Below are 18,669 nucleotides of genomic sequence, written 5' to 3' on the forward strand. Positions count from 1 at the left end.
GACACCGTGCCCCGGCGGCGGACCGCCCTCCTGCTGACGGCACACCCCGGGAGACCGCCATGTCCACGCTCGCCCTCGACGCCACCGCCCTGGAGAAACTGGTCTCCGCCGCGGTCGCCGCCCCCTCGATCCACAACAGCCAGCCCTGGCACTTCCGGCTCCAGCCCGAAACCTCGATCCTGGAGGTGCGCGCCGTGCGGGAGCGTGCCGTGCCGGCCGCGGACCCCCAGGGGCGGGCGATGCACATCTCCGTCGGCGCGGCGGTACTCAATCTGCGGGTCGCCGCCCGCCACCTCGGCTGGGCACCCGTGGTGCGCCTGCTGCCCGACCCCGCCGAACCGGACCTGTTCGCCGGCGTCCGGCTGGACGAGGCGTCCCCCGTGCGGCTCCCCGGCACCGAGGAGCTGTACGACGCGATCTGGCACCGCCACTCCATCCGTACCCCGTTCACCGGACGGCCCGTCCCGGCGGACGTCCTGGACCAGTTGGTGGCGGCCGCGCGGGTGGAGGGGGCCACGCTCCAGCTGCCCGACCGGCAGGAGACGGCCCGGCTGCTGGAGATCACCACCGAGGCCGAGCGCCGCAGCACCACCGACCCCGCGCAGCGGGCCGAGAGCCGCAGCTGGATCCGGAGCGGGGACCAGCCGCCGTACGGAATCCCGGTCCACGCGCTGGGCCCGCAGGACCGGGCCGGCCGGCTGCCGATGCGGGACTTCTCCGCCATCCGTCCCACCGAGCACCAACCGTTCGCGTCGTTCGAACGCGAGCCGCGCATCGCGGTGCTCACCACCGAGCACGACCGCCCCGAGGACTGGCTGCGCACCGGGCTCGCCCTGGAGCACGTCCTGCTGACCGCCACCGTGCACGGTGTCCGGGCCTCGCTCCTGCACCAGGCGATGGAGTGGCCGCACCTGCGCTGGACCACCAGGGAGCCGCACCAGCGGCCGGGGCACGTGCAGATGCTGGTCCGGCTCGGCTACGGCCCCGAGGGCGCGCCCACGCCCCGCCTGGCGGCCGCCGATGTCCTGGACCGGGAAACCTAGGGCAGCGGGACGCGCCAGGCCAGTTCGGTGCCGCCGCCGGGCCGTGCCCGGGCGCTGAACGTGCCGCCGAGCTCGACGGCCCGTTCGGCCAGATTGGCCAGCCCGCTGCGTCGACCGTCCTCGGGGAGGCCCACGCCGTTGTCCGTGACGGTGAGTGTCAGGTCGGATCCTGCCGTCAGCGACACGTCGACCGCGCTCGCGACGGCATGCCGGGCGGCGTTGGACAGCGCCTCCTCCAGCACGGCGACCGTGCCCTCCACGATCCGCGGTGGCACCGTGACATCGAGCAGACCGGCCATCCGCAGACCCGGCGCGAAGCCGAGAGTCCGCGCCGCACGCTCGACCACCTGAACCACCTGGGAACGAAGCCCCTTCGACGCGGGGCCGGCTTCGCGGGCGCGCAGGCCGAAGATGGAGGCCCGGATGGTCTTCGCGGTCTCGTCGAGGTCGTCGATCGCCCGCAGGACCCGGTCGGCGGCCTCCGGGTGGTCGATGAAGCGGACGGCACCCTGGAGGGTCATCCCGGTGGCGAACAGCCGCTGGATGGCAAGGTCGTGCAGGTCGCGGGCGATCCTGTCACGCTCCTGGAGCAGCCCGACCTGTTCGGAGTCCCGACGCCGCTCACCCAGCTCCATGGCCACCGCAGCCTGGCCCGCGAAGCCCAGCAACGGCCCGGACTCGTCCTCACCGAACACGGGCGATCCTGTCGCGCGGGCCAGCATCAGCACCCCGCGCACCCCGTGCCCCGCAATGCCGATCGGTACCGCGACGGCGGGTCCCAAGCCCTCCCAACGCGGCGGACCGACGGTGATCCTCGGGTCGTTCCGTACATCGCAGCTCACCACGAGCCCGCCGGTCCGGGCGGCGGCGCCGACGAAGGAGCCGTCCAGCGGGAGGACCAGGTCGCGGTGCTGCTGTTCCCCGAGTCCGACGGCGGTCCGCACCTTCAGGTCGTCGGAGCCGGGCAGTGGCAGCGCGACCACCGCGAGGTCGGCGCCGGCGATCCCGGCCGCCCGGGCGAGCAGCAGGTCGAGCACCTGCTGCTCGGAACTTCCGGACAGCAGACTGCTGGTGATCTCCGCGTTGGCCGTCAGCCAGCGCTCGCGCAGCCTGGTCTGCGTGTACAGACGGGCGTTGTCGATCGCGACCCCGGCGGCCACGGCCAGAGTGGCGAGCACCGACTCGTCCTCGGCGTCGAACTCGCCGCCGCCCCGCTTCTCGGTCAGGTAGAGGTTGCCGAACACCTTGTCCCTGACCCGGATCGGCACCCCGAGGAAGCTCCGCATCGGCGGATGGTCGGCCGGGAACCCGTAGGACGACGGATGGTCCGAGATCCGGCCGAGCCGCAGTGGCACCGGGTTGCGGATCAGCTCGCCCAGGACCCCGTGACCGGACGGCAGCGCTCCGATCCGCTTCACCTGTTGGTCGGTCATACCGACCGGGATGAACTGGGAGAGCCGCTGGTCCTCACCGATCACCCCGAGTGCGCCGTACCCGGCGTCCACCAGGGTGACCGCCGCCTCGACGATGTGCTGCAGCGCCTGGGTCAGTTCCAGCTCCCGGCCCACCGCCAGGACCGCCTCCAGCAGGCTGTGCACCCGGTCCCGGGTGCCGCGCGCGGCGTTCAGCCTGGTCTGGAGCTCGTCCAGCAGGTCGTCCAGACGCAGGTGCGGCAGAGGAGTCGAACTCTCCGCTTCGCTGCCCACCGGTTCCTCCGAGACTCGCCGGGTGCCACTGCCCAGACTAGACGCGGCGGCCCGGGCGCGTCGTGTCCCGCTGGGCCACCAGGGCCCATCGGCCCCAGCCGCCGGCCCCGCCCGGCCCATGGCGATCACCCGTCGCCCGAGGAACGCTGGAAGGGAGGACGGGACGGCACCGCAGCCGTCGCGCTCCGGCAAGGTGCGACAGGAGTGACCAGGCCATGAAGGCGCTGACCTACCACGGACCGGGCCGTCGGACCTGGGGCGACGTCCCCGACCCCGCGGTGCGCGACCCCATCGAGGCGGTCGGCGTCCCCGCATCCTTCGAGCTGTGCACCCGCGCCTACGACATCTTCGCCGACGCGGACACCGACGGCGCCCTCAAGGTCGCACTCTTCCGGACGTGAACCCGACACCGGCGAGCCAAGGAGCACACGGTGAACCAGAACCTCCACAACGAAGCCGTCCGCCGCGTCGATCCCGCAGCCGTCGCGCGCAGGGTCGCCGATCGCTGTTCCCAACTCGGCCTGACCGATGAGGTGCTGGCGAACCAGGCGGCCATGGCGCCGCGCTACCTCAAGTACCTTCTGGAGACCGGACCGGACTTCGACCCGGGTGGCTTCCTGCGGATCGCCGCCGCCCTGCGGCTCACCTACCAGGAACTGGTCGAGGGGCGCGCCGACGCACCGCCGGGACAGCCGGACGCCGGGCCGCGTCCGCTGCTGGTCCACCTCACCACCGCCGAGTGCTGGGACAGGGTCGGTACCCACGGTGTGGGCCGGATCGCCCTGCCCGTCGAACCGGGCCCCGCGGTCTTCCCGGTCAACTACACCGTGGACGCCGCGACGATCGTCTACCGGACAGCCGCACAAGGCGCCGCGGCGCCGGACGACGGAGCCTCGGTAGCGTTCCAGGTCGACCGGATCGACGATCACCTGAGCCAGGGCTGGAGCGTCCTCATCCTCGGCAGAGCCGAGCACGTCGACGACCCCGACACCGTCCGTCACCTGCGGCGGCTGCCCGGCACCACGCCGTGGGCCGGCGGCGACCGACCGCTCTGGGTACGCGTCCGCACGGAGAAGATCACCGGCCGCCGGGTCGGCAGCGGCAGGTCGCCGACCCTGGCGGGCGACTTCTGACGCGCTGATTCGAAACGTCCGGGGAGACGTGGCGACCACCAGGGCGGGAACGGCAGCCCGGGAACGGGCGAGCGGGGACGACTCTCCGGTTACGGCCGACGCCGCCCCGGGCGCCGGTTCGCTCAGGCCTCAGGGACGGACAGCGCTGTCCCGCGCCGTCGAGGGGGGCACCCGGCACAGCGCGATCTCCGCCGCGATTCGGCCAGCGGTGCCACGACGGCCGCGACCGGTGCCGACAGACCGGTGCCCAAACTGCCGTCGGCTCCTTCGACGGCGCAGATGACGAGCTGCCGGGGGAGGCGGCCCAGCGCCCGGGCGAGTTCGACGGAGATACCCGACCCGCCAGGGCCGACCGGCCCACCCGTCCGGTACCGGCCAGCCCTGGCCGCAACGCCGGGCGCGGCGCTTCCCTGGGAGGCGAGAAGCATTCCGAGGGAGGCGCACCATGCCGCAGACCGAGGTCCCCTTCGAGCAGAGCCTGATGCACACCCGGAGCGGCCGTACGATCGCGATCTCCCGGTACGCCCCGGAAGTCCTGCCGTTGGACCAGGGCCGCATCGTCCTGGAAACCGCCTGTGAGCCGTACGACCGTGACGCGGTCTGGATCCTGTTGACCCCCGGCGAGGCCGGGGACCTGGCGTCGCTGCTGGTGCGGCAGGCCGCGGCCGTGTCGATCGCCCCGGAGCGGTAGCGATGCGGATCGCCGACGTGATGATCACCCCGCCGGTCACGGTGCCACCACGGGCGACCGCACGGCAGGCAGCGCGCCGGGTGGAGACCGAGGCGGTCGGCTGCGTGCTGGTCGCCGGTGACGACACCTTGCACGGCGTCGTCACCGGCCGGGACCTGGCCGTCCGGGTACTGTCCACGGGCACCGACCCGGAGACGCCGGTGTCGGAGTTCATGTCCGCACCTGCCGTCACGGTCGACGCGACCGACGATCTGGAAGCCGCCTACCGGGTCTTCCGCCGTACCGGGGTCAGGCGTCTGCCGGTACTCGACGGACACCGCCCGGTCGGCTTCTGTGGCTGACCGGACCACTTGGAGCACGTCGCCCCGACCGATGGCAGGCAGGCGCGGGGCACGCGAGTCTGGATGGTAGGAGCCATCGGCATGAGCGGCCCGGGACCGGCGACGTGGGCCCGTCGGCTCAGGAAAACCGGGCACTACGACGTTTCGCCACGACGATCTGGCAGGAGGAGCGATGAATGATCCGGTGATTGTGGGAGTGGACGGTTCCGGACGGAGCCTGCGCGCCCTCGTGTGGGCGGGAAACGAGGCGGTACTGCACGGCTGTCCGTTGCACATCGTGCATGTGCTGCCCGGCTGGGAGTTCGACGCCCCGTTCTTCCCGCCCGGACGCTCGCAGGGCCTCAGCCGACGGGGTGCGGGCATCCTGAAGGAGGCGGAGGCGATCATCAAGGAGAGCCATCCCGGTCTGGAGGTGGGGTCGGCCCAGTTCCCCGGTTCCCCCGCCGGGATCCTCCGCGCGATGTCCGAGCAGGCGCACAGTGTGGTGCTCGGCGCCCGGGGGGAGGGCGGTTTCTGGAACCTGCTGGTCGGTTCGGTCGGTCTGCAGGTCGCCGGGCCCGGTGGTGGTGGTCGGGCAGATCACCACGGGCCATCGCAGAGTGGTTGTCGGCACCGACGGTTCCCCGCATTCCGACAGCGCCCTGGAGTTCGGATTCGAGGAGGCGTCGCTGCGTGGGGCGCGTCTCCAGGTGTTGCGGGCGTGGAGCATGCCGAATCCGGCCGGCACCGACGGGGCCGAGGTCGACCCGGACGAGGAGGAGGCCCGGCAGCGGAGCGAAGTGGACGAACAGCTCGGCGACCTCGTCCAGCGGTTCCCCGATGTCGAGGTCGAGCGTGACGTGGTCCGCGGAGGAGCCGCGCCACTGCTGGTCCGTGCCTCCGACCGGGCCGATCTCGCGGTCGTCGGCTCGCGTGGCCGGGGCGGCTTCCACGGTCTTGCTCTCGGATCCGTCAGCCACGCTCTCCTGCACTACGGCATCTGCCCCGTGGCTGTCGTGCGCCCCCGCCCCCACAAGGTGCGGGAGTGACGGAGCGTCTGCGACAGGTTCAGGGCGACCCGATCGCCCGCTGACGTCCACCCGAGGGCTCCGGGTGGTGGGACGTTCCACCGTCCAGCCCCTGCCCGGGGCGCCGGCCGAGAGGTCGCTCCGGCGGCCGACCCGCGCTTGCACCCGCAGGATCGTCCTCCCGTGCCGGGTCGGCGTACGGACCCGGCAACGGTGACCGGATGTCCCGGGCCGGTGGGCCGACCGGCTCCGCCCGTCGCCCGCGCCGCCGACGGACCATGGGACGGGAGGCTCGAATGCATCGGATGATCGCACGCATGCTGGTTCCCGTTCTGCACGCGGCCGGAAAGTCCGGACCCGGGCCCGTGCGGCGGCCGTCGAAGCCTGGGCCGCCGACATCGGCGCCGCAGTCGCCGGGCTGGCGGCGATGGCTGCTGCCGGCCGTCCTCGCCGTCACGGTGCTGTCCCTCCTGCTGACGCACAGCCGTACCGGAACAGAACCCCGTTACGCCTACAGCGACTTCGCGGGCAGGGTGGACGCGGGCCAGGTCAAGACGGTCGACATCACCGACAAGGGCGCGATCACCGGCACGCTGAAGGACGGGACGAGGTTCACCACCCAGATCCCGACCGCACTGGACAACAGTCAGCTCACCAGACAGCTGCAGACCCAGCACGTCGCGATCACCGCGACCCAGAGCGGAGGCGGCTCGATCCTGTCGACGCTGTTCGTCTTCCTGCCGTTGATCGTCATCGCCGCGCTCTTCCTCTGGTCGGGGCGTGCGGTCTCAAGGACGATGACCGGTGGTCTGAGCGCGATCGGGCGGTCACGGGCGAAGATCATCGAGGCGGAACGGCCGAGTACCCGGTTCATCGATGTCGCGGGCTACGAGGGCGTCAAGCAGGAGGTCAGCGAGGTCGTGGACTTCCTGCGCAGCCCCGAGCGGTACGCCGCAGCCGGGGCCAAGGGACCCCGTGGCGTGATCATGGTCGGCCCGCCCGGCACCGGCAAGACCCTGCTCGCCCGCGCGGTCGCCGGAGAGGCCGAGGTCCCCTTCCTCTCGGTGACCGGCTCGGCTTTCGTCGAGATGTTCGTCGGCGTCGGGGCCTCCCGGGTCCGGGACCTGTTCGACGATGCCCGCAAGCGAGCCCCGTCGATCATCTTCATCGACGAGATCGACGCGGTCGGCGGTCGGCGCGGCGGCGGTAGCAGGCTGGGCGGCAACGACGAACGGGAGCAGACCCTCAACCAGCTGCTCGCCGAGATGGACGGCTTCGACCAGGGCACCGGCATCGTCGTCCTGGCCGCCACCAATCGCCCGGACGCGCTCGACCCGGCGCTGCTGCGGCCCGGCCGGTTCGACCGCCAGGTCACCGTGCCGCTGCCCAGCCAGGCCGAGCGGGCCGCGATCCTCGCGGTCCACGTCCACGGCAAGACGCTGGCCCCCGATGTCGACCTCGACCGCATCGCCCGCGGCACCCCCGGTTTCTCCGGCGCCGACCTGGCCAACCTGGTGAACGAGGCCGCCATCAACGCGGTACGCGCCGAGCGCGCCACCATCAGCGCGCAGGACCTCGACACCGCCCGCGACCGGGTGCTCCTCGGCCGCCGCGAGTCCTCCAACGCGCTGCTCCCGGAGGAACGCCGCTCGGTCGCCGTCCACGAGTCCGGGCACGCCCTGATGGCCGCGTTGTGCGCACACGCGGACCCGGTCGCCAAGGTGACCATCCTGCCCGCCGGCGTCACCCTCGGTGCCACCGAGCAGCTGCCCGAGGCGGAGCGGCACCTGTACAGCGAGAGCTACCTGACCGACCTGCTCACCGTCAAGCTCGGCGGCCGGGCCGCGGAACTGGTGGTCTTCGGGGAGGGATCGACCGGCGCGGCGAACGATCTGGCCAACGCCACCGCGCTCGCCACCCGGATGGTCCGCGAGTTCGGCCTGTCCAGCGAACTCGGGCCGGTGGGATACGCCATCACCACCCCGCAGCACCTCGGCGAGAGCCCGGAGGACCTGCTGCGCCGGCCCTACTCGGAGCAGACCCAGCGCACGGTCGACCAGGAGGTGGCCCGGCTGCTCCGGGAGGCCGAGGCACGGGCGGTCGGGCTGCTGCGCGGTCACCGCCGCGAGCTGGAGGAGCTGGCCGGGCTGCTGGTGGAGCAGGAGACGGTGGACGGCAAGGTCGTTCTCGGCATCGTGAACGGGAGCCCACGGCCGGCGCAGCCCCGCCGGCCGCAGGAAGGTCGGAGGTGACGGGCGGAGCGTCGACGGGCGGAGCGTCGACGGAGCAACGCCCGCAGTACTCGGTCCGCACGCAGGACCACCATGAGGGAGCGGCGCCCGCTGCCCGAGCCCCGGATTCCGCGAGACTCCCCTCGGGCGGCCCACGAGGGACCCTCGGCAGCCGTACGACGAGGTGCTCGCCTTCGCCTTCGAGGAGGCCTCGGTGTGTTCGGTGCCACTGCGGGTGGTCCATGCCTGGAGCCCGCCGGGTGGCAGGGCACACCTGTCCTTCGGAAGCGGCGGCGGCCAGGAGAAGGACTTGGCGGCTGCCGAGGAGCGGGCCCTCGCGCAGATGCCGGCACCCTGGCGCGAGCGCTGTCCGAACGTGGAGGTCGCGACAGCTTTGGTGTCCGGCAGTCCGGAGGTCGCTCTGGTGGAGTCGGCGTCGCGGGCCGGGCTCCTGGTGGTCGGCCGCCACGTCCGGCGCGTGCCCGTCGGACCGCACCTGGGTGCGGTCGCACATGCGGCGATCCACCATGCGCTCTGCCCCGTCGCGGTCGTGCCGTTCAGCTGACCTGACGCCGGGTTCTGCCGGTCGTTCGACCGGACCGGCATCCGCGCCGCGGTTGCCGGATCTGCCGGTCAACCGGTTGACCGGCGTCCCTGGTCCACAGGCCGCCGCGGCCGGCGGTGCCGATCGGACGGCCTTCCCCGGTCCGGGCGGTCCGCGGGTGGCGTGGTGCGCCGATTCACGCAGCCGAGGCCTCGGGCGCGGGCGGCACGACGACGACGGGAACGTGGGCGTGGTGGATGACCTCGGTGCTGGTCGAGCCGAGCGCGAGGCGACCCCAGATGCCGGCGCCCCGGGTGCCCACCACGAGCAGGCTCGCGTCCCGGCTCGCGTGCAGCAGGACCTGCGTGGGCCGGCCGCGCTCGCAGTGGACCTCGACCTCGACGAACGGCTCGCCGACCTGTCGGCGTAGCTCGTCGACCGAGTCCGTCACCTCGCGCGCGACGATGTCGTGCAGGTGCGTCGGAAACTCGCCGCTCGTGCGGGGCCAGGCAGCCCCGCCCAGATCCGACCGCCCGGTGTGGCTGGAGCCGTAGGCGCAGACGGCCCGCACGGTGACGCCGCGCACCTGTGCCTCGCGGAGGGCGAAGAGCACGGCGCGACGGGCGGGCTCCGAGCCGTCCGTACCGACCACTACCGGGCCGGCGGAACCGTGAGTGGAAACGTTGCCCATGGTGACCTCCGACGGTGTGCGGCCGGTGAGCGGGCCGGCGGACTCCGCGACTCCGGTAGGTCCGAGGGAGGGCGCGGTCGCCGACCTGTCCGCTGTCCTCCATGGTCCTCCGCCTGTCTCGCCGTGGCACGTCCGTCCCCGTCGTGAGCTCGTGCTCCGTCGGATCAGCGGCATCGGGACGGCTCCGAGGGCGCCGTCGTTCGCGCGTGCCCTTGAGGCTCTTGCCCGGCGCCTGCCCGGATCCGGGCACCTTGATCCGGGCACCTTGACAGACGTAGCACAAGCGCGGTGAACCCGGGGGGAACATCGAGCCCGTGCGTTCGTGGTCGTGCACTGACGCCTCCGTCGGTGGCCGACCCGTGTACGAGGGCCTGGGAGCACGAGGGCCTGGGAGCACGAGGACTTGGGCGCGGCGTTCAGGATCAGTGCCTGAGCGCCGCGCTCTTCCTTGACGGTGGAAGAGCCCGCCGCCGTTGGCCCGGGAGGTCGCCGTCGCGGCCATGTCGGCCCCCTGGGGGGTCAGTTCGACTTCGAGAGGCCGTCGGATCGGGGGAGCGGTTTTCTAGAGGCCCTGGGCGAGCAGGAGTTCGTGGGCCAGGCGGGCGCTGCGGGCGGCCTGCTCGGGGTCGGGTTCCTGGTCGGGGATCTCCTCCATCCCCTGGACGAGGGTGCGGATCGCCTGCCCGAGGGCCTGGACCTGGGACTCCAGCATCTCCACGCGCTCAATGGCGCTTTCGAGGTCTCGACCGGGCGGGTGGAGGCCGTCGCCGGGTGAGTCGCTGGTGGCGGGGTCGGTGGTGGGGTGGGTCGTCATCGGTTGCTCCTGCGGGGGTGGTTGTGTCGGGGGGCTTGCCCGGCGGGTGGATGAGGCCGTAGCAGCCGTCGTAGCGGTGGCGGACGGGACGGGCCCGGGCGCGGCGACCAGCTCCAGGGCCTTGGTGTCGACCTCGGTTCCGGTTCTCATACGAGCCCTCCTCGGGCGGAACCGTGGCTCTTCGGGGCTGCCACACCGTGATGCAGCGCGGTACACCCGGCTGGAGCGCGAGGCAGGTGCGGCTGCCCGTACGGCTGACGGCATCCGGCGTGCCCACTCGGCCCCGGTACGGTTGCGTCCCGGTTTCCCGGGCCGACCGTGGACCACTCCGTACCCGACGCTAGTCCGGTTCGCGCCCAGAAGCGATGGCCGCGCGGCCCCGCCCGGTGGTCTGCTCCCGGGAGATCGTCAATTTCCGGGCCGCGCCTTGCGCTCGCCGAGATTCTCCGTGCCGGGCGCGGGCCCGGATGTCAGTCGTGCGGGATGACGGCGACGGGGCAGACCGCGTGGTGGATCGCGGCGTGGGCCACCGGGCCGATGCGTGGTCCCAGGCCGGTGCGGTACCCGCCGCGCCCCACTACGAGAAGGCTTGCGCCGGGTGCGATGTCCACGACGGCCCGGCCCGGGCCGTCGTGGCTGAGGTGCTCCACCACGTGGACGGTGGGGAACTTCTCGTGCCATGGGAGCAGCGCCTCGTGCAGTGCCTGCTGGTCCGACTGTTGCAGAGACTCCTTGGGCGGCCGGTCCCAGCTGAGGGCCACTGGCCGGCGAGTGGTGGCGTGGACGGCGAGCAGGGGCGTGCGGCGTCTGGCGGCGGCGCCGAAGGCGAACCCGACCGCGCCCTCGTACCCGGAGCGGAGACTCATGCCAACGGCCACCGCGCCGGGCCGCGCGGCGGGTGTGCGGGTGCCCTCCGGTTCCTCGCAGGCGCGGACCAGCACCACGGGCCGTTCGAACCGGGCGACGGCGTGCAGGGCGAGCGAGCCGAGCAGGTAGCCCTGGACGCTGCCCAGCCCCTGCGAACCGAGCACCAGCATCTCCGCGTTGCGGGCGGCGGGCAGCAGTGCCGTCGGCGTGTCCACGGGCAGGACTTCGCTGATGACGGGTACGTCGGGGTAGCGCTTGAGCAGGTCGCTCTCCGCGTCCTGGAGGATGCGCTGCGCTGCCCGGGCCTGTGGGTGCTCACCGGGGACGTTCTGCGCCGTCATGGAGCGCAGGATCCACAGGTGCAGCAGCCGTACCGGTAGCCCGCGCAGTTGCGCCTCCTGGGCTGCCCAACGGGCGGCGGACAGGCTCTCGGGGGAGCCGTCGAGGCCGACGGTGATCTCCGGTTGCATGGTGGTTGCCTCCGTGTCGTCATTTCTGCCCGATCTCTGCCGGACCGGACGGGCCGTGGCAGCTCAGACGGTGGAGCCGGCTTTCCCGCCCGGTGGGACCATGACGGTCGCGGTGTGCCCCGTGTGGCCGTCGGCTCCTCGCGGTACTGCCGTCCGAGCGCCCCGTGACAGCCTCCCGCACTTCACGGCGGTACCACGTCCAGCCTGGACAACGGCGGCACCGGTCGCACTTCGGGCGGCCGGGGCAGCCGCCTGTGGGAACGGTGAGACTGGGAAGTGATGGACCACTGCACGGCGGTGGTGAAGACGGCGGAGCCGGCCGGCCCGCCGGGAACGGGAGTCGACCGATGGCTGGGAACGGGCGCGACGGACAACGCCGGCTGACCGGCGAGCCGGCCGAGCTGGTCCGGCTGGCGGGCGCGGCAATGAGCGAGGTCATGGACGGGCTGACCGGCTCGGCCGCCGTGGCGGAGGGGGCGACGGCTGCCGACAAGGCGCTGGCAGAGCTGCGTGAGCGGATCGAGGAGGACGCGGCAGGCGTGTTGCCGGGCAGGACCGCGCAGAGGTCGGACCGGCACACGATCGTCGTCGGCGTGCATGTGGGTACCGAGGTGGAATGCCTGGCGGATCTCGCTGAGCAGCTGCTGCGACTGGCCTGGTCGCGCCAGTCGGCCGAGCCGTGGCCGGAGCGGCTGAGGCTGCCCCTGCGCGGAATGGGCGAGGTCGTGCTGGTGATGCTCGCCAAGGCCGCTGACACGCTGGAGGCCGAGGCCGCCGAAGCCCGCGCGGATCTGCTCGCGGAGCAGCACGAGGTCGCCCAGCGGCAGCGCCTGTTGTACGAGCTGCTGCTGTCCGGGGCCGAACCTGCCGGGGCCGGAGACAGCGCCGACGCGACCCTGCTGGCGTGCTACTACCAGCGCTGTGCCGACCACGCCGTCTCCGTCGCGCGCCATGCGGTCCTGTTTTCGGCGGCCGGGGGCCGGTGAGGCGGGCGAGTCTGCCGACCGCCAGTGCCGCGGTGGTGACCGCCGTCAGCGCGGCCTCGTGACCGTGACCGGTGGCCACCGGGGAAGGCCGCCCGTGCCTCCCGTCCGCCGTGGTCGAGTTTCCGGTCATGCGGTGCCGGCGGGGGCGGTGGCGTCGAGGATCAGCTGCCAGGTGGCCTGGTTCAGGACGCTGCCGCGGTGGGTCACCAGCAGGGCGGCCTGGAGCGGGTCGGTCGGATCGATCGCCGGTGGGCCGCCGCCACGGGTCAGATGCCGGAGGAGCGCCGTGACGTTGTGTGCGAAGGCGGTCGATGCGGTGGCGGGTACCTGCGACGGGAGGTTGCCGGCGCCCATCACCGTGACTCCGTCACCGACCGGCGTCGTGGTGTCCGGTTCGGCGCCCTCGACGTTGCCGCCCAGCGGGCCGACTGCCAGGTCGACCACGACCGAGCCGGGGCGCATCGCGCGCACCGCGTCGCCGATCAGCAGCGTCGGTGGTGGCCTGTCGGGCGGGTCGACGGAGGCGAAGACCAGGTCGAAGCCGGGGAGCGCGGCGGCCAGCCCGTGGCGCAGCTCGTCCTGCTCGGTGTCGAGGGCCTGGGCCAGTCCCGCCGCGCCGGTCACCGGGGGAAGGTTCGGCAGGTCGAGCAGGGTGGCGCCGAGCGCGACGGCCTCCGCCCGCTCGCGGCGCCGCAGCTCATGGACGTGGACGAGCGCGCCGAGGCGGCGGGCCGTGTCGACCGCCTGCAGGCCTGCGGCCCCGGCGCCGACAACCAGGGCCCGGACGGGCTCGAAGGACGCGGTCGTCGAGCCCCAGGGCGGCAGGCAGCGGTCCAGCCGGTCGGCCGCGGTCAGCACGGCCCGGTAGCCGGCGATCCGGGCCTGCGAGGTGCGGGCATCCATGGGGTATCCGTCGCTCATCTTCTCCGGTACCAGGTCGAGACCGATCGCGGTGAGGCCCTGGTCGGCCCATTGGCGGACCAGGAAGGGGATCAGGGTCGGCCGGAGCAGGGCGATCAGCAGCTGACCCGGGCGAAAGCGGTGGGTGAGACCGAGGTTGGGGCTCTGTACGCCGAGCAGGATGTCCGCGCGGCGCAGCAGGTCGGTGCGCGGAACGAGACGCGCGCCGACGGCGGTGTAGGCATCGTCGGGGCACCAGGCGCGGGTGCCGGCGCCGGGCTCCACCAGGACGGTCAGGCCCAGCGCGCCGACGGTGCGGACCAGTTCGGGGACGAGAGCCACCCGCCGCTCACCGGGTGCCGTCTCCCGCAGGACCCCCGCCGTCATAGCCGTCACAGCCGTTGCCACCGCCCTTCGGAGCAGGCCGACATGCCCAGTATGTCGCGTTTTGAGAGGCTGGATCCCCCGGACGGACCACCGGCAGCCGAGGAGCGGACGACCGGACGAGCGGACGACCGGACGAGTGGAGGGAGCCGGCGGTGGCAGGCAGGGGCTGGCAGTTCTGGGTGGACCGGGGCGGTACCTTCACCGACGTGGTCGCGCTCAGCCCGGACGGGCGGGTGCTGACCCACAAGCTGCTCTCGCACGACCCGGCGAGATACCGCGATCCCGCCGTCGCCGGAATCCGCGCGCTGCTGGGTCGCGAGGGCGGCCGGGCCGGTGCCGATCGGATCGAGGCGGTCCGGATGGGCACGACGGTGGCGACCAACGCCCTGCTGGAGCGCAAGGGCGAGCCGACGGCGCTGGTGATCACCCGCGGCTTCGCGGACGCGCTGCGGATCGGCTACCAGAACCGGCCGCACATCTTCGACCGTGAGATCAAGCTGCCCGAGCCGCTGTACGGCCGGGTGATCGAGGTGGACGAGCGGATCACGGCCGAGGGCACCGTACTGCGCGCGCCCGATCTGGAACGGCTCGCCCACGATCTGCGCCGCTGCTACCGGGACGGCATCCGTGCGGTCGCGGTGGTGTGCCTGCACAGCTACCTGCACCCCGCGCACGAGCGGGCGGTTGGTCGGCTCGCCGAGGAGATCGGCTTCCCGCAGGTCTCGCTCTCCAGCGAGGCCAGCCCGCTGATGAAGCTGGTGCCGCGCGGCGACACCGCCGTGGTGGACGCCTACCTGTCGCCGGGGCTGCGCCGCTATGTGCGGGAGGTGGCCGAGGAACTGCGCGGCGTGCGGCTGATGTTCATGCAGTCCAACGGCGGCCTTGCCGAGGCCGGGCACTTCCGCGGCAAGGACGCGATCCTCTCCGGGCCGGCCGGCGGCATCGTCGGCATGGTGCGGATGTCGCAGCTGGCCGGCTTCGACCGGGTGATCGGCTTCGACATGGGCGGCACATCCACCGACGTCTCGCACTACGCGGGCGAGTACGAGCGGGTGCTCACCACCCAGGTGGCGGGCGTGCGACTGCGCGCGCCGATGCTGGCCATCCACACCGTGGCGGCCGGCGGCGGTTCCGTCCTGCACTTCGACGGCAGCCGGCTCCGGGTCGGCCCCGACTCGGCCGGGGCCGACCCGGGACCGGCCGGCTACCGCGGCGGCGGACCACTGACCGTCACCGACGCCAACCTGGAACTCGGGCGGATCCAGCCCGAGTACTTTCCACAGGTCTTCGGCCCCGATGGCGACCGGTCGCTCGACCTCGACCTGGTGCGGCGCCAGTTCGCGCAGCTGGCAGAGGAGATCGGCGCCGCCACCGGAGAACGGCGCTCACCCGAGCAGATCGCCGAGGGGTTCCTGCGGATCGCGGTGGGCAACATCGCCAACGCCGTCAAGCGGATCTCGGTGCAGCAGGGCCGCGACGTCACCCGGTACGCGCTGACCACCTTCGGCGGGGCAGGAGGGCAGCACGCCTGTGCGGTGGCCGACGCGCTGGGCATCCGTACGGTGCTGGTGCCGCCGATGTCCGGGGTGCTCTCCGCGCTGGGTATCGGCCTGGCCGACACCACGGTCCTGCGGGAACGAGCGGTGGAGCGTGCGCTCGAACCCGCCTCGATGCCGGCGGTCCGGGAGATCGCCGGAGAGCTGGAGGCAGCGGCCCGGACCGAACTGCTCGACCAGGGCGCCGCTACCGAGCGGATCCGGGTGACGCACCGGGCACGGCTGCGCTACGACGGTACTGACACCACGCTCGCGGTCGAGCTGGCCGGGCCCACCAGGATGGCCGCCGCGTTCGAGGCCGTGCACCGCGCCACCTACTCGTTCCTGATGGACCGTCCGATCGTCGTCGAGGCCCTGCTGGTGGAGGCCACCGGCCTCAGCGAGCAGCCCGATCTCGGCGCCCTGGGCACACCGGGCGGACTTCCCGGCGAGGCGCACACGGTGCGGCTGTACACCGGTGGCGCCTGGCGCGAGGTGCCGCTGCTGGAACGAGAGCGGATGCGTCCGGCACACACCGTCACCGGCCCGGCGGTCATCGCCGAGGCCAACGCCACCACCGTGGTCGACGAGGGCTGGCGGGCGACGCTGGCCCCGACCGGGCACCTGTTGGTGGAACGCTCCGGCGCCCGCGCCGAACCGGGCGTCGGCACCGCAGCCGACCCGGTGCTGCTGGAGATCTTCAACAACCTCTTCATGGCGATCGCCCAGCAGATGGGCGCCCGGCTGGAGTCGACCGCCCAGTCGGTCAACATCAAGGAGCGGCTGGACTTCTCCTGCGCGCTCTTCGACCCCGACGGCAACCTGGTCGCCAACGCCCCGCACATCCCGGTGCACCTGGGCTCGATGGGCACCACCGTGAAGGAGGTGATCCGCCGCCGGGCCGGCGCCATGAGGCCGGGTGACGCCTACGCGGTCAACGACCCGTACCACGGTGGCACCCACCTGCCCGACATCACCGTGGTGACACCGGTCTTCGACAGCGATCGCGACGAGATCCTCTTCTTCGTCGCCTCCCGGGGCCACCATGCCGAGCTCGGCGGAATCTCCCCCGGCTCGATGCCGGCGACCAGCCGGGAGATCCACCAGGAGGGCGTGCTCTTCGACAACTGGCTCCTGGTGGCGGACGGCAGACTCCGCGAGGCCGAGACCCGGAAGCTGCTCACGGAGGGACCCCACCCCTCCCGCGACCCCGCCACCAACCTCGCCGACCTGCGCGCGCAGGTCGCCGCCAACCAGAAGGGCGTGGACGAAGTCGCCGCGATGATCGAGCACTTCGGGCTGGACGTGGTGCAGGCTTACATGCGGCACGTGCAGGACAACGCCGAGGAGGCCGTGCGCCGGGTCATCGACTCCCTCCAGGACGGGCAGTACCGGTACGAGACGGACTCCGGCGCGGTGATCGCGGTGCGGGTCGAGGTCGATCGCGCACAGCGCAGCGCCACGATCGACTTCACCGGTACCGCCGCTCAGCTCGACTCCAACCTCAACGCACCGTCGGCCGTCGTCACCGCCGCCGTGCTGTACGTCTTCCGCACCCTGGTCGCCGACGACATCCCGCTCAACGACGGCTGCCTGCGCCCGCTGCGCATCGTCGTACCGCCCGGCTCGATGCTCGCGCCCGTCTACCCGGCGGCGGTGGTCGCGGGGAACGTCGAGACCTCGCAGGCGATCGTCGGCGCACTCTACGCCGCACTCGGCGTCCAGGCCGAGGGCTCCGGGACGATGAACAACGTCAGCTTCGGCAACGAGCAGCACCAGTACTACGAGACGGTCGCCTCCGGCTCGGGAGCGGGCGAGGGCTTCGACGGTGCGAGCGTGGTGCAGACACACATGACCAACTCCCGCCTCACCGACCCCGAGGTCCTCGAATGGCGCCTGCCGGTCCTGCTGGAGGAGTTCGCCGTGCGCCACGGCAGCGGTGGTGCGGGCCGTTGGCGCGGTGGCGACGGAGCGGTGCGGCGGATCCGGTTCCGCGAGCCGATGACCGTGAGCATCCTGTCCGGGCACCGGCGGGTACCGCCCTACGGCATGGCAGGCGGAAAGCCCGGCACCCTTGGCACCAACCGGGTGCGCCGGGCAGACGGCAGCACGGTCCGGCTGGCCGGCTGCGACAGCGCCGACCTCGCGGCAGGGGACGTCCTGGAGATCGAGACTCCCGGCGGGGGAGGTTACGGGCCGGCCTGACGCACCGCCCGGTCGGCGAAGGCGTGCCGGATTCGGGCTTCGCCCGGGGCTTTCTCGCGCCCGTCGTGGGCGAAGGGGTTCGCAGGTAGGTGTGCGGGCCGGGGAGGGGCGTGGTGACGCGGCCGACGTCTGATCAGACCACGTCTCACTGCGGGCGTCAGCCGTCGCCCGTTCGTCACGGCGGATGAGCTGATCCAGGCAGCTCGGGGCGCGCGGTTGCTCGTGATGGGCAGCCGGGGCCCGGGCGGCTTCGCCGGGACCGTACTCGGCTCGGTCAGCCGGGCCCGCGTGGAGCACGCGAGCTGAAGCCGCGGGGAAGGATGCGCTGACCCGCCGCCCCGACTACACGGGCGGCTCGGGGTAGTACTGGATGCCGTGGCGCACCTGGCGCGCGCGTTCCACCGAGTGCAGGCGCGTCACGAGGTGCAGTGCCATGTCGATGCCGGCCGAGATGCCGGCCGAGGTGATGACGTCGCCGTCGTCGACGAAGCGGGCGTCCCGGTGGACTTCGGCGGTGGGCTCCAGTTCGGCGAGCAGGTCGAGGGACGCCCAGTGCGTGGTGACGGAACGGCCTTGCAGCAGGCCCGCCTTGGCCAGGACGAGCGCCCCGGTGCAGACGCTGGTCGTCAGCGACGCCCGTGCGTCGAGCCGGCGGACCCAGTCGAGATGGTCCTCGTCCTCCAGCAACGGGCGGGTGCCTTGGCCGCCGGGGTGCAGGACGACGTCGGCGGCCGGCATCCCGTCCCGGGAGAAGTGCGGCAGGACGGTGAGGCCCTTCGCGCACTCCGCCGGAGCGCCGTCCCGGGAGACGCAGTTCACCTGCCAGCCGTCCTCGGGGAACTTGCGCGTCCAATAGGAGAGAACCTCCCAGGGCCCGATGGCGTCCAGCTCCTCGACCTCCGGGAAGAGCAGGATCGCGATCTGACGAAGCCTTCTGTCGCTCATGGGCGCCATCAAAGCAGAGGTCCCGGAGCCGTCGCCAGTGGTACGGGAGCGTTGCGGGACAAACCGGAAGCGCGGGGCGGACGGATTCACCCGGCTGGTCTTACCGGCTTCCTCTGTTGTGTGACGTAGCGTCAAATCTCCTGTGCTTCAAGGTTTCTGACGATATTACAGAT

General features: G+C 72.6%; 17 protein-coding genes and 1 pseudogene. 12 read left to right on the forward strand and 6 right to left on the reverse strand.

The window, feature by feature from the left end; genetic code table 11:
• Positions 1 to 59 precede the first annotated feature (59 nt).
• On the forward strand, positions 60 to 1,043 hold the full coding sequence (locus tag ACIQIB_RS32905) for an Acg family FMN-binding oxidoreductase (protein ID WP_363612820.1): 984 nt from the start codon (positions 60 to 62) through the stop codon (positions 1,041 to 1,043).
• On the opposite strand, the gene ACIQIB_RS32910 is transcribed toward ACIQIB_RS32905, so the two are convergent.
• Positions 1,040 to 2,749 carry a GAF domain-containing protein gene (locus tag ACIQIB_RS32910; protein WP_400762468.1) on the reverse strand — a complete coding sequence of 570 codons (1,710 nt, stop codon included), beginning with the start codon at positions 2,747 to 2,749 and terminating at the stop codon, positions 1,040 to 1,042. The two genes, ACIQIB_RS32905 and ACIQIB_RS32910, sit on opposite strands and share 4 nt — an antisense overlap.
• A gap of 215 nt (positions 2,750 to 2,964) precedes the next feature.
• Between ACIQIB_RS32910 and ACIQIB_RS32915 the strand changes: the two genes are divergently transcribed.
• The 8 genes and pseudogenes from ACIQIB_RS32915 to ACIQIB_RS32950 all read left to right on the forward strand — a co-directional run bounded on the left by ACIQIB_RS32915 (position 2,965) and on the right by ACIQIB_RS32950 (position 8,717).
• Positions 2,965 to 3,150 (forward strand): hypothetical protein, encoded by a 186-nt coding sequence (locus ACIQIB_RS32915; RefSeq protein WP_400762470.1) that lies wholly within the window; start codon positions 2,965 to 2,967, stop codon positions 3,148 to 3,150.
• Between the two features lie 30 nt (positions 3,151 to 3,180).
• A complete protein-coding gene (locus ACIQIB_RS32920) occupies positions 3,181 to 3,882 on the forward strand; it encodes a pyridoxamine 5'-phosphate oxidase family protein (protein ID WP_400651032.1) in 702 nt (233 codons plus the stop codon).
• A gap of 445 nt (positions 3,883 to 4,327) precedes the next feature.
• Positions 4,328 to 4,573, forward strand: coding sequence for a hypothetical protein (locus ACIQIB_RS32925; RefSeq protein WP_363612828.1), 246 nt, complete (start codon positions 4,328 to 4,330; stop codon positions 4,571 to 4,573).
• 2 nt (positions 4,574 to 4,575) lie between these two features.
• Positions 4,576 to 4,914 (forward strand): cyclic nucleotide-binding/CBS domain-containing protein, encoded by a 339-nt coding sequence (locus ACIQIB_RS32930; RefSeq protein WP_400762471.1) that lies wholly within the window; start codon positions 4,576 to 4,578, stop codon positions 4,912 to 4,914.
• A gap of 172 nt (positions 4,915 to 5,086) precedes the next feature.
• Positions 5,087 to 5,455: pseudogene (locus tag ACIQIB_RS32935) on the forward strand (universal stress protein); the annotation flags it as partial.
• A 58-nt stretch (positions 5,456 to 5,513) separates the two neighbouring features.
• Complete coding sequence (locus ACIQIB_RS32940) at positions 5,514 to 5,942, forward strand: universal stress protein (RefSeq protein WP_363612832.1); 429 nt, start codon at positions 5,514 to 5,516, stop codon at positions 5,940 to 5,942.
• A 296-nt stretch (positions 5,943 to 6,238) separates the two neighbouring features.
• Entirely contained in the window at positions 6,239 to 8,173 is a 1,935-nt protein-coding gene (gene ftsH, locus ACIQIB_RS32945; RefSeq protein WP_400762474.1) for an ATP-dependent zinc metalloprotease FtsH, read from the forward strand.
• 163 nt (positions 8,174 to 8,336) lie between these two features.
• Entirely contained in the window at positions 8,337 to 8,717 is a 381-nt protein-coding gene (locus ACIQIB_RS32950; RefSeq protein ID WP_400762476.1) for a universal stress protein, read from the forward strand.
• A 175-nt stretch (positions 8,718 to 8,892) separates the two neighbouring features.
• Here the strand turns inward: ACIQIB_RS32950 and ACIQIB_RS32955 are convergent, their stop codons facing one another.
• The 3 genes from ACIQIB_RS32955 to ACIQIB_RS32965 form a co-directional block, all read right to left on the reverse strand.
• Positions 8,893 to 9,387 (reverse strand): universal stress protein, encoded by a 495-nt coding sequence (locus ACIQIB_RS32955; protein ID WP_363612838.1) that lies wholly within the window; start codon positions 9,385 to 9,387, stop codon positions 8,893 to 8,895.
• A 562-nt stretch (positions 9,388 to 9,949) separates the two neighbouring features.
• Positions 9,950 to 10,351 (reverse strand): hypothetical protein, encoded by a 402-nt coding sequence (locus ACIQIB_RS32960; protein ID WP_400762478.1) that lies wholly within the window; start codon positions 10,349 to 10,351, stop codon positions 9,950 to 9,952.
• Between the two features lie 320 nt (positions 10,352 to 10,671).
• Complete coding sequence (locus ACIQIB_RS32965) at positions 10,672 to 11,538, reverse strand: universal stress protein (RefSeq protein ID WP_363612842.1); 867 nt, start codon at positions 11,536 to 11,538, stop codon at positions 10,672 to 10,674.
• Between the two features lie 347 nt (positions 11,539 to 11,885).
• Between ACIQIB_RS32965 and ACIQIB_RS32970 the strand changes: the two genes are divergently transcribed.
• Positions 11,886 to 12,524, forward strand: a complete 639-nt coding sequence (locus ACIQIB_RS32970) for a PhoU domain-containing protein (RefSeq protein ID WP_400762480.1) — start codon at positions 11,886 to 11,888, stop codon at positions 12,522 to 12,524.
• 126 nt (positions 12,525 to 12,650) lie between these two features.
• Here ACIQIB_RS32970 and ACIQIB_RS32975 read toward each other — a convergent pair whose 3' ends face one another.
• Positions 12,651 to 13,811, reverse strand: a complete 1,161-nt coding sequence (locus tag ACIQIB_RS32975) for an NAD(P) transhydrogenase subunit alpha (protein ID WP_400762512.1) — start codon at positions 13,809 to 13,811, stop codon at positions 12,651 to 12,653.
• 152 nt (positions 13,812 to 13,963) lie between these two features.
• Here ACIQIB_RS32975 and ACIQIB_RS32980 point away from each other — a divergent pair, with 152 nt between their 5' ends.
• Positions 13,964 to 17,551: a hydantoinase B/oxoprolinase family protein gene (locus tag ACIQIB_RS32980; RefSeq protein ID WP_400762482.1), complete on the forward strand. Its 3,588-nt coding sequence runs from the start codon at positions 13,964 to 13,966 to the stop codon at positions 17,549 to 17,551.
• 192 nt (positions 17,552 to 17,743) lie between these two features.
• Positions 17,744 to 17,857, forward strand: a complete 114-nt coding sequence (locus ACIQIB_RS32985; RefSeq protein WP_400762514.1) for a universal stress protein — start codon at positions 17,744 to 17,746, stop codon at positions 17,855 to 17,857.
• A 36-nt stretch (positions 17,858 to 17,893) separates the two neighbouring features.
• On the opposite strand, the gene ACIQIB_RS32990 is transcribed toward ACIQIB_RS32985, so the two are convergent.
• The gene (locus ACIQIB_RS32990) at positions 17,894 to 18,496 is read right to left on the reverse strand and encodes a DJ-1/PfpI family protein (RefSeq protein WP_400650983.1); all 603 of its coding nucleotides are present in this window, start codon (positions 18,494 to 18,496) and stop codon (positions 17,894 to 17,896) included.
• Between the last annotated feature and the right edge of the window lie 173 nt (positions 18,497 to 18,669).

The sequence above is a fragment of the Kitasatospora sp. NPDC092286 genome (genome assembly GCF_044755565.1).
Lineage (GTDB): Bacteria > Actinomycetota > Actinomycetes > Streptomycetales > Streptomycetaceae > Kitasatospora.

Excerpts from the sequence above, each read along its gene's own strand:
- ACIQIB_RS32955 (WP_363612838.1), bottom strand. The coding sequence starts at position 9,387 with ATGGGCAACGTTTCCACTCACGGTTCCGCCGGCCCGGTAGTGGTCGGT.
- ACIQIB_RS32905 (WP_363612820.1), top strand. The coding sequence starts at position 60 with ATGTCCACGCTCGCCCTCGACGCCACCGCCCTGGAGAAACTGGTCTCC.
- ftsH (WP_400762474.1), top strand. The coding sequence starts at position 6,239 with ATGCTGGTTCCCGTTCTGCACGCGGCCGGAAAGTCCGGACCCGGGCCC.
- ACIQIB_RS32925 (WP_363612828.1), top strand. The coding sequence starts at position 4,328 with ATGCCGCAGACCGAGGTCCCCTTCGAGCAGAGCCTGATGCACACCCGG.
- ACIQIB_RS32960 (WP_400762478.1), bottom strand. The coding sequence starts at position 10,351 with ATGAGAACCGGAACCGAGGTCGACACCAAGGCCCTGGAGCTGGTCGCC.
- ACIQIB_RS32915 (WP_400762470.1), top strand. The coding sequence starts at position 2,965 with ATGAAGGCGCTGACCTACCACGGACCGGGCCGTCGGACCTGGGGCGAC.
- ACIQIB_RS32970 (WP_400762480.1), top strand. The coding sequence starts at position 11,886 with ATGGCTGGGAACGGGCGCGACGGACAACGCCGGCTGACCGGCGAGCCG.
- ACIQIB_RS32930 (WP_400762471.1), top strand. The coding sequence starts at position 4,576 with ATGCGGATCGCCGACGTGATGATCACCCCGCCGGTCACGGTGCCACCA.
- ACIQIB_RS32965 (WP_363612842.1), bottom strand. The coding sequence starts at position 11,538 with ATGCAACCGGAGATCACCGTCGGCCTCGACGGCTCCCCCGAGAGCCTG.
- ACIQIB_RS32990 (WP_400650983.1), bottom strand. The coding sequence starts at position 18,496 with ATGAGCGACAGAAGGCTTCGTCAGATCGCGATCCTGCTCTTCCCGGAG.
- ACIQIB_RS32975 (WP_400762512.1), bottom strand. The coding sequence starts at position 13,811 with ATGACGGCGGGGGTCCTGCGGGAGACGGCACCCGGTGAGCGGCGGGTG.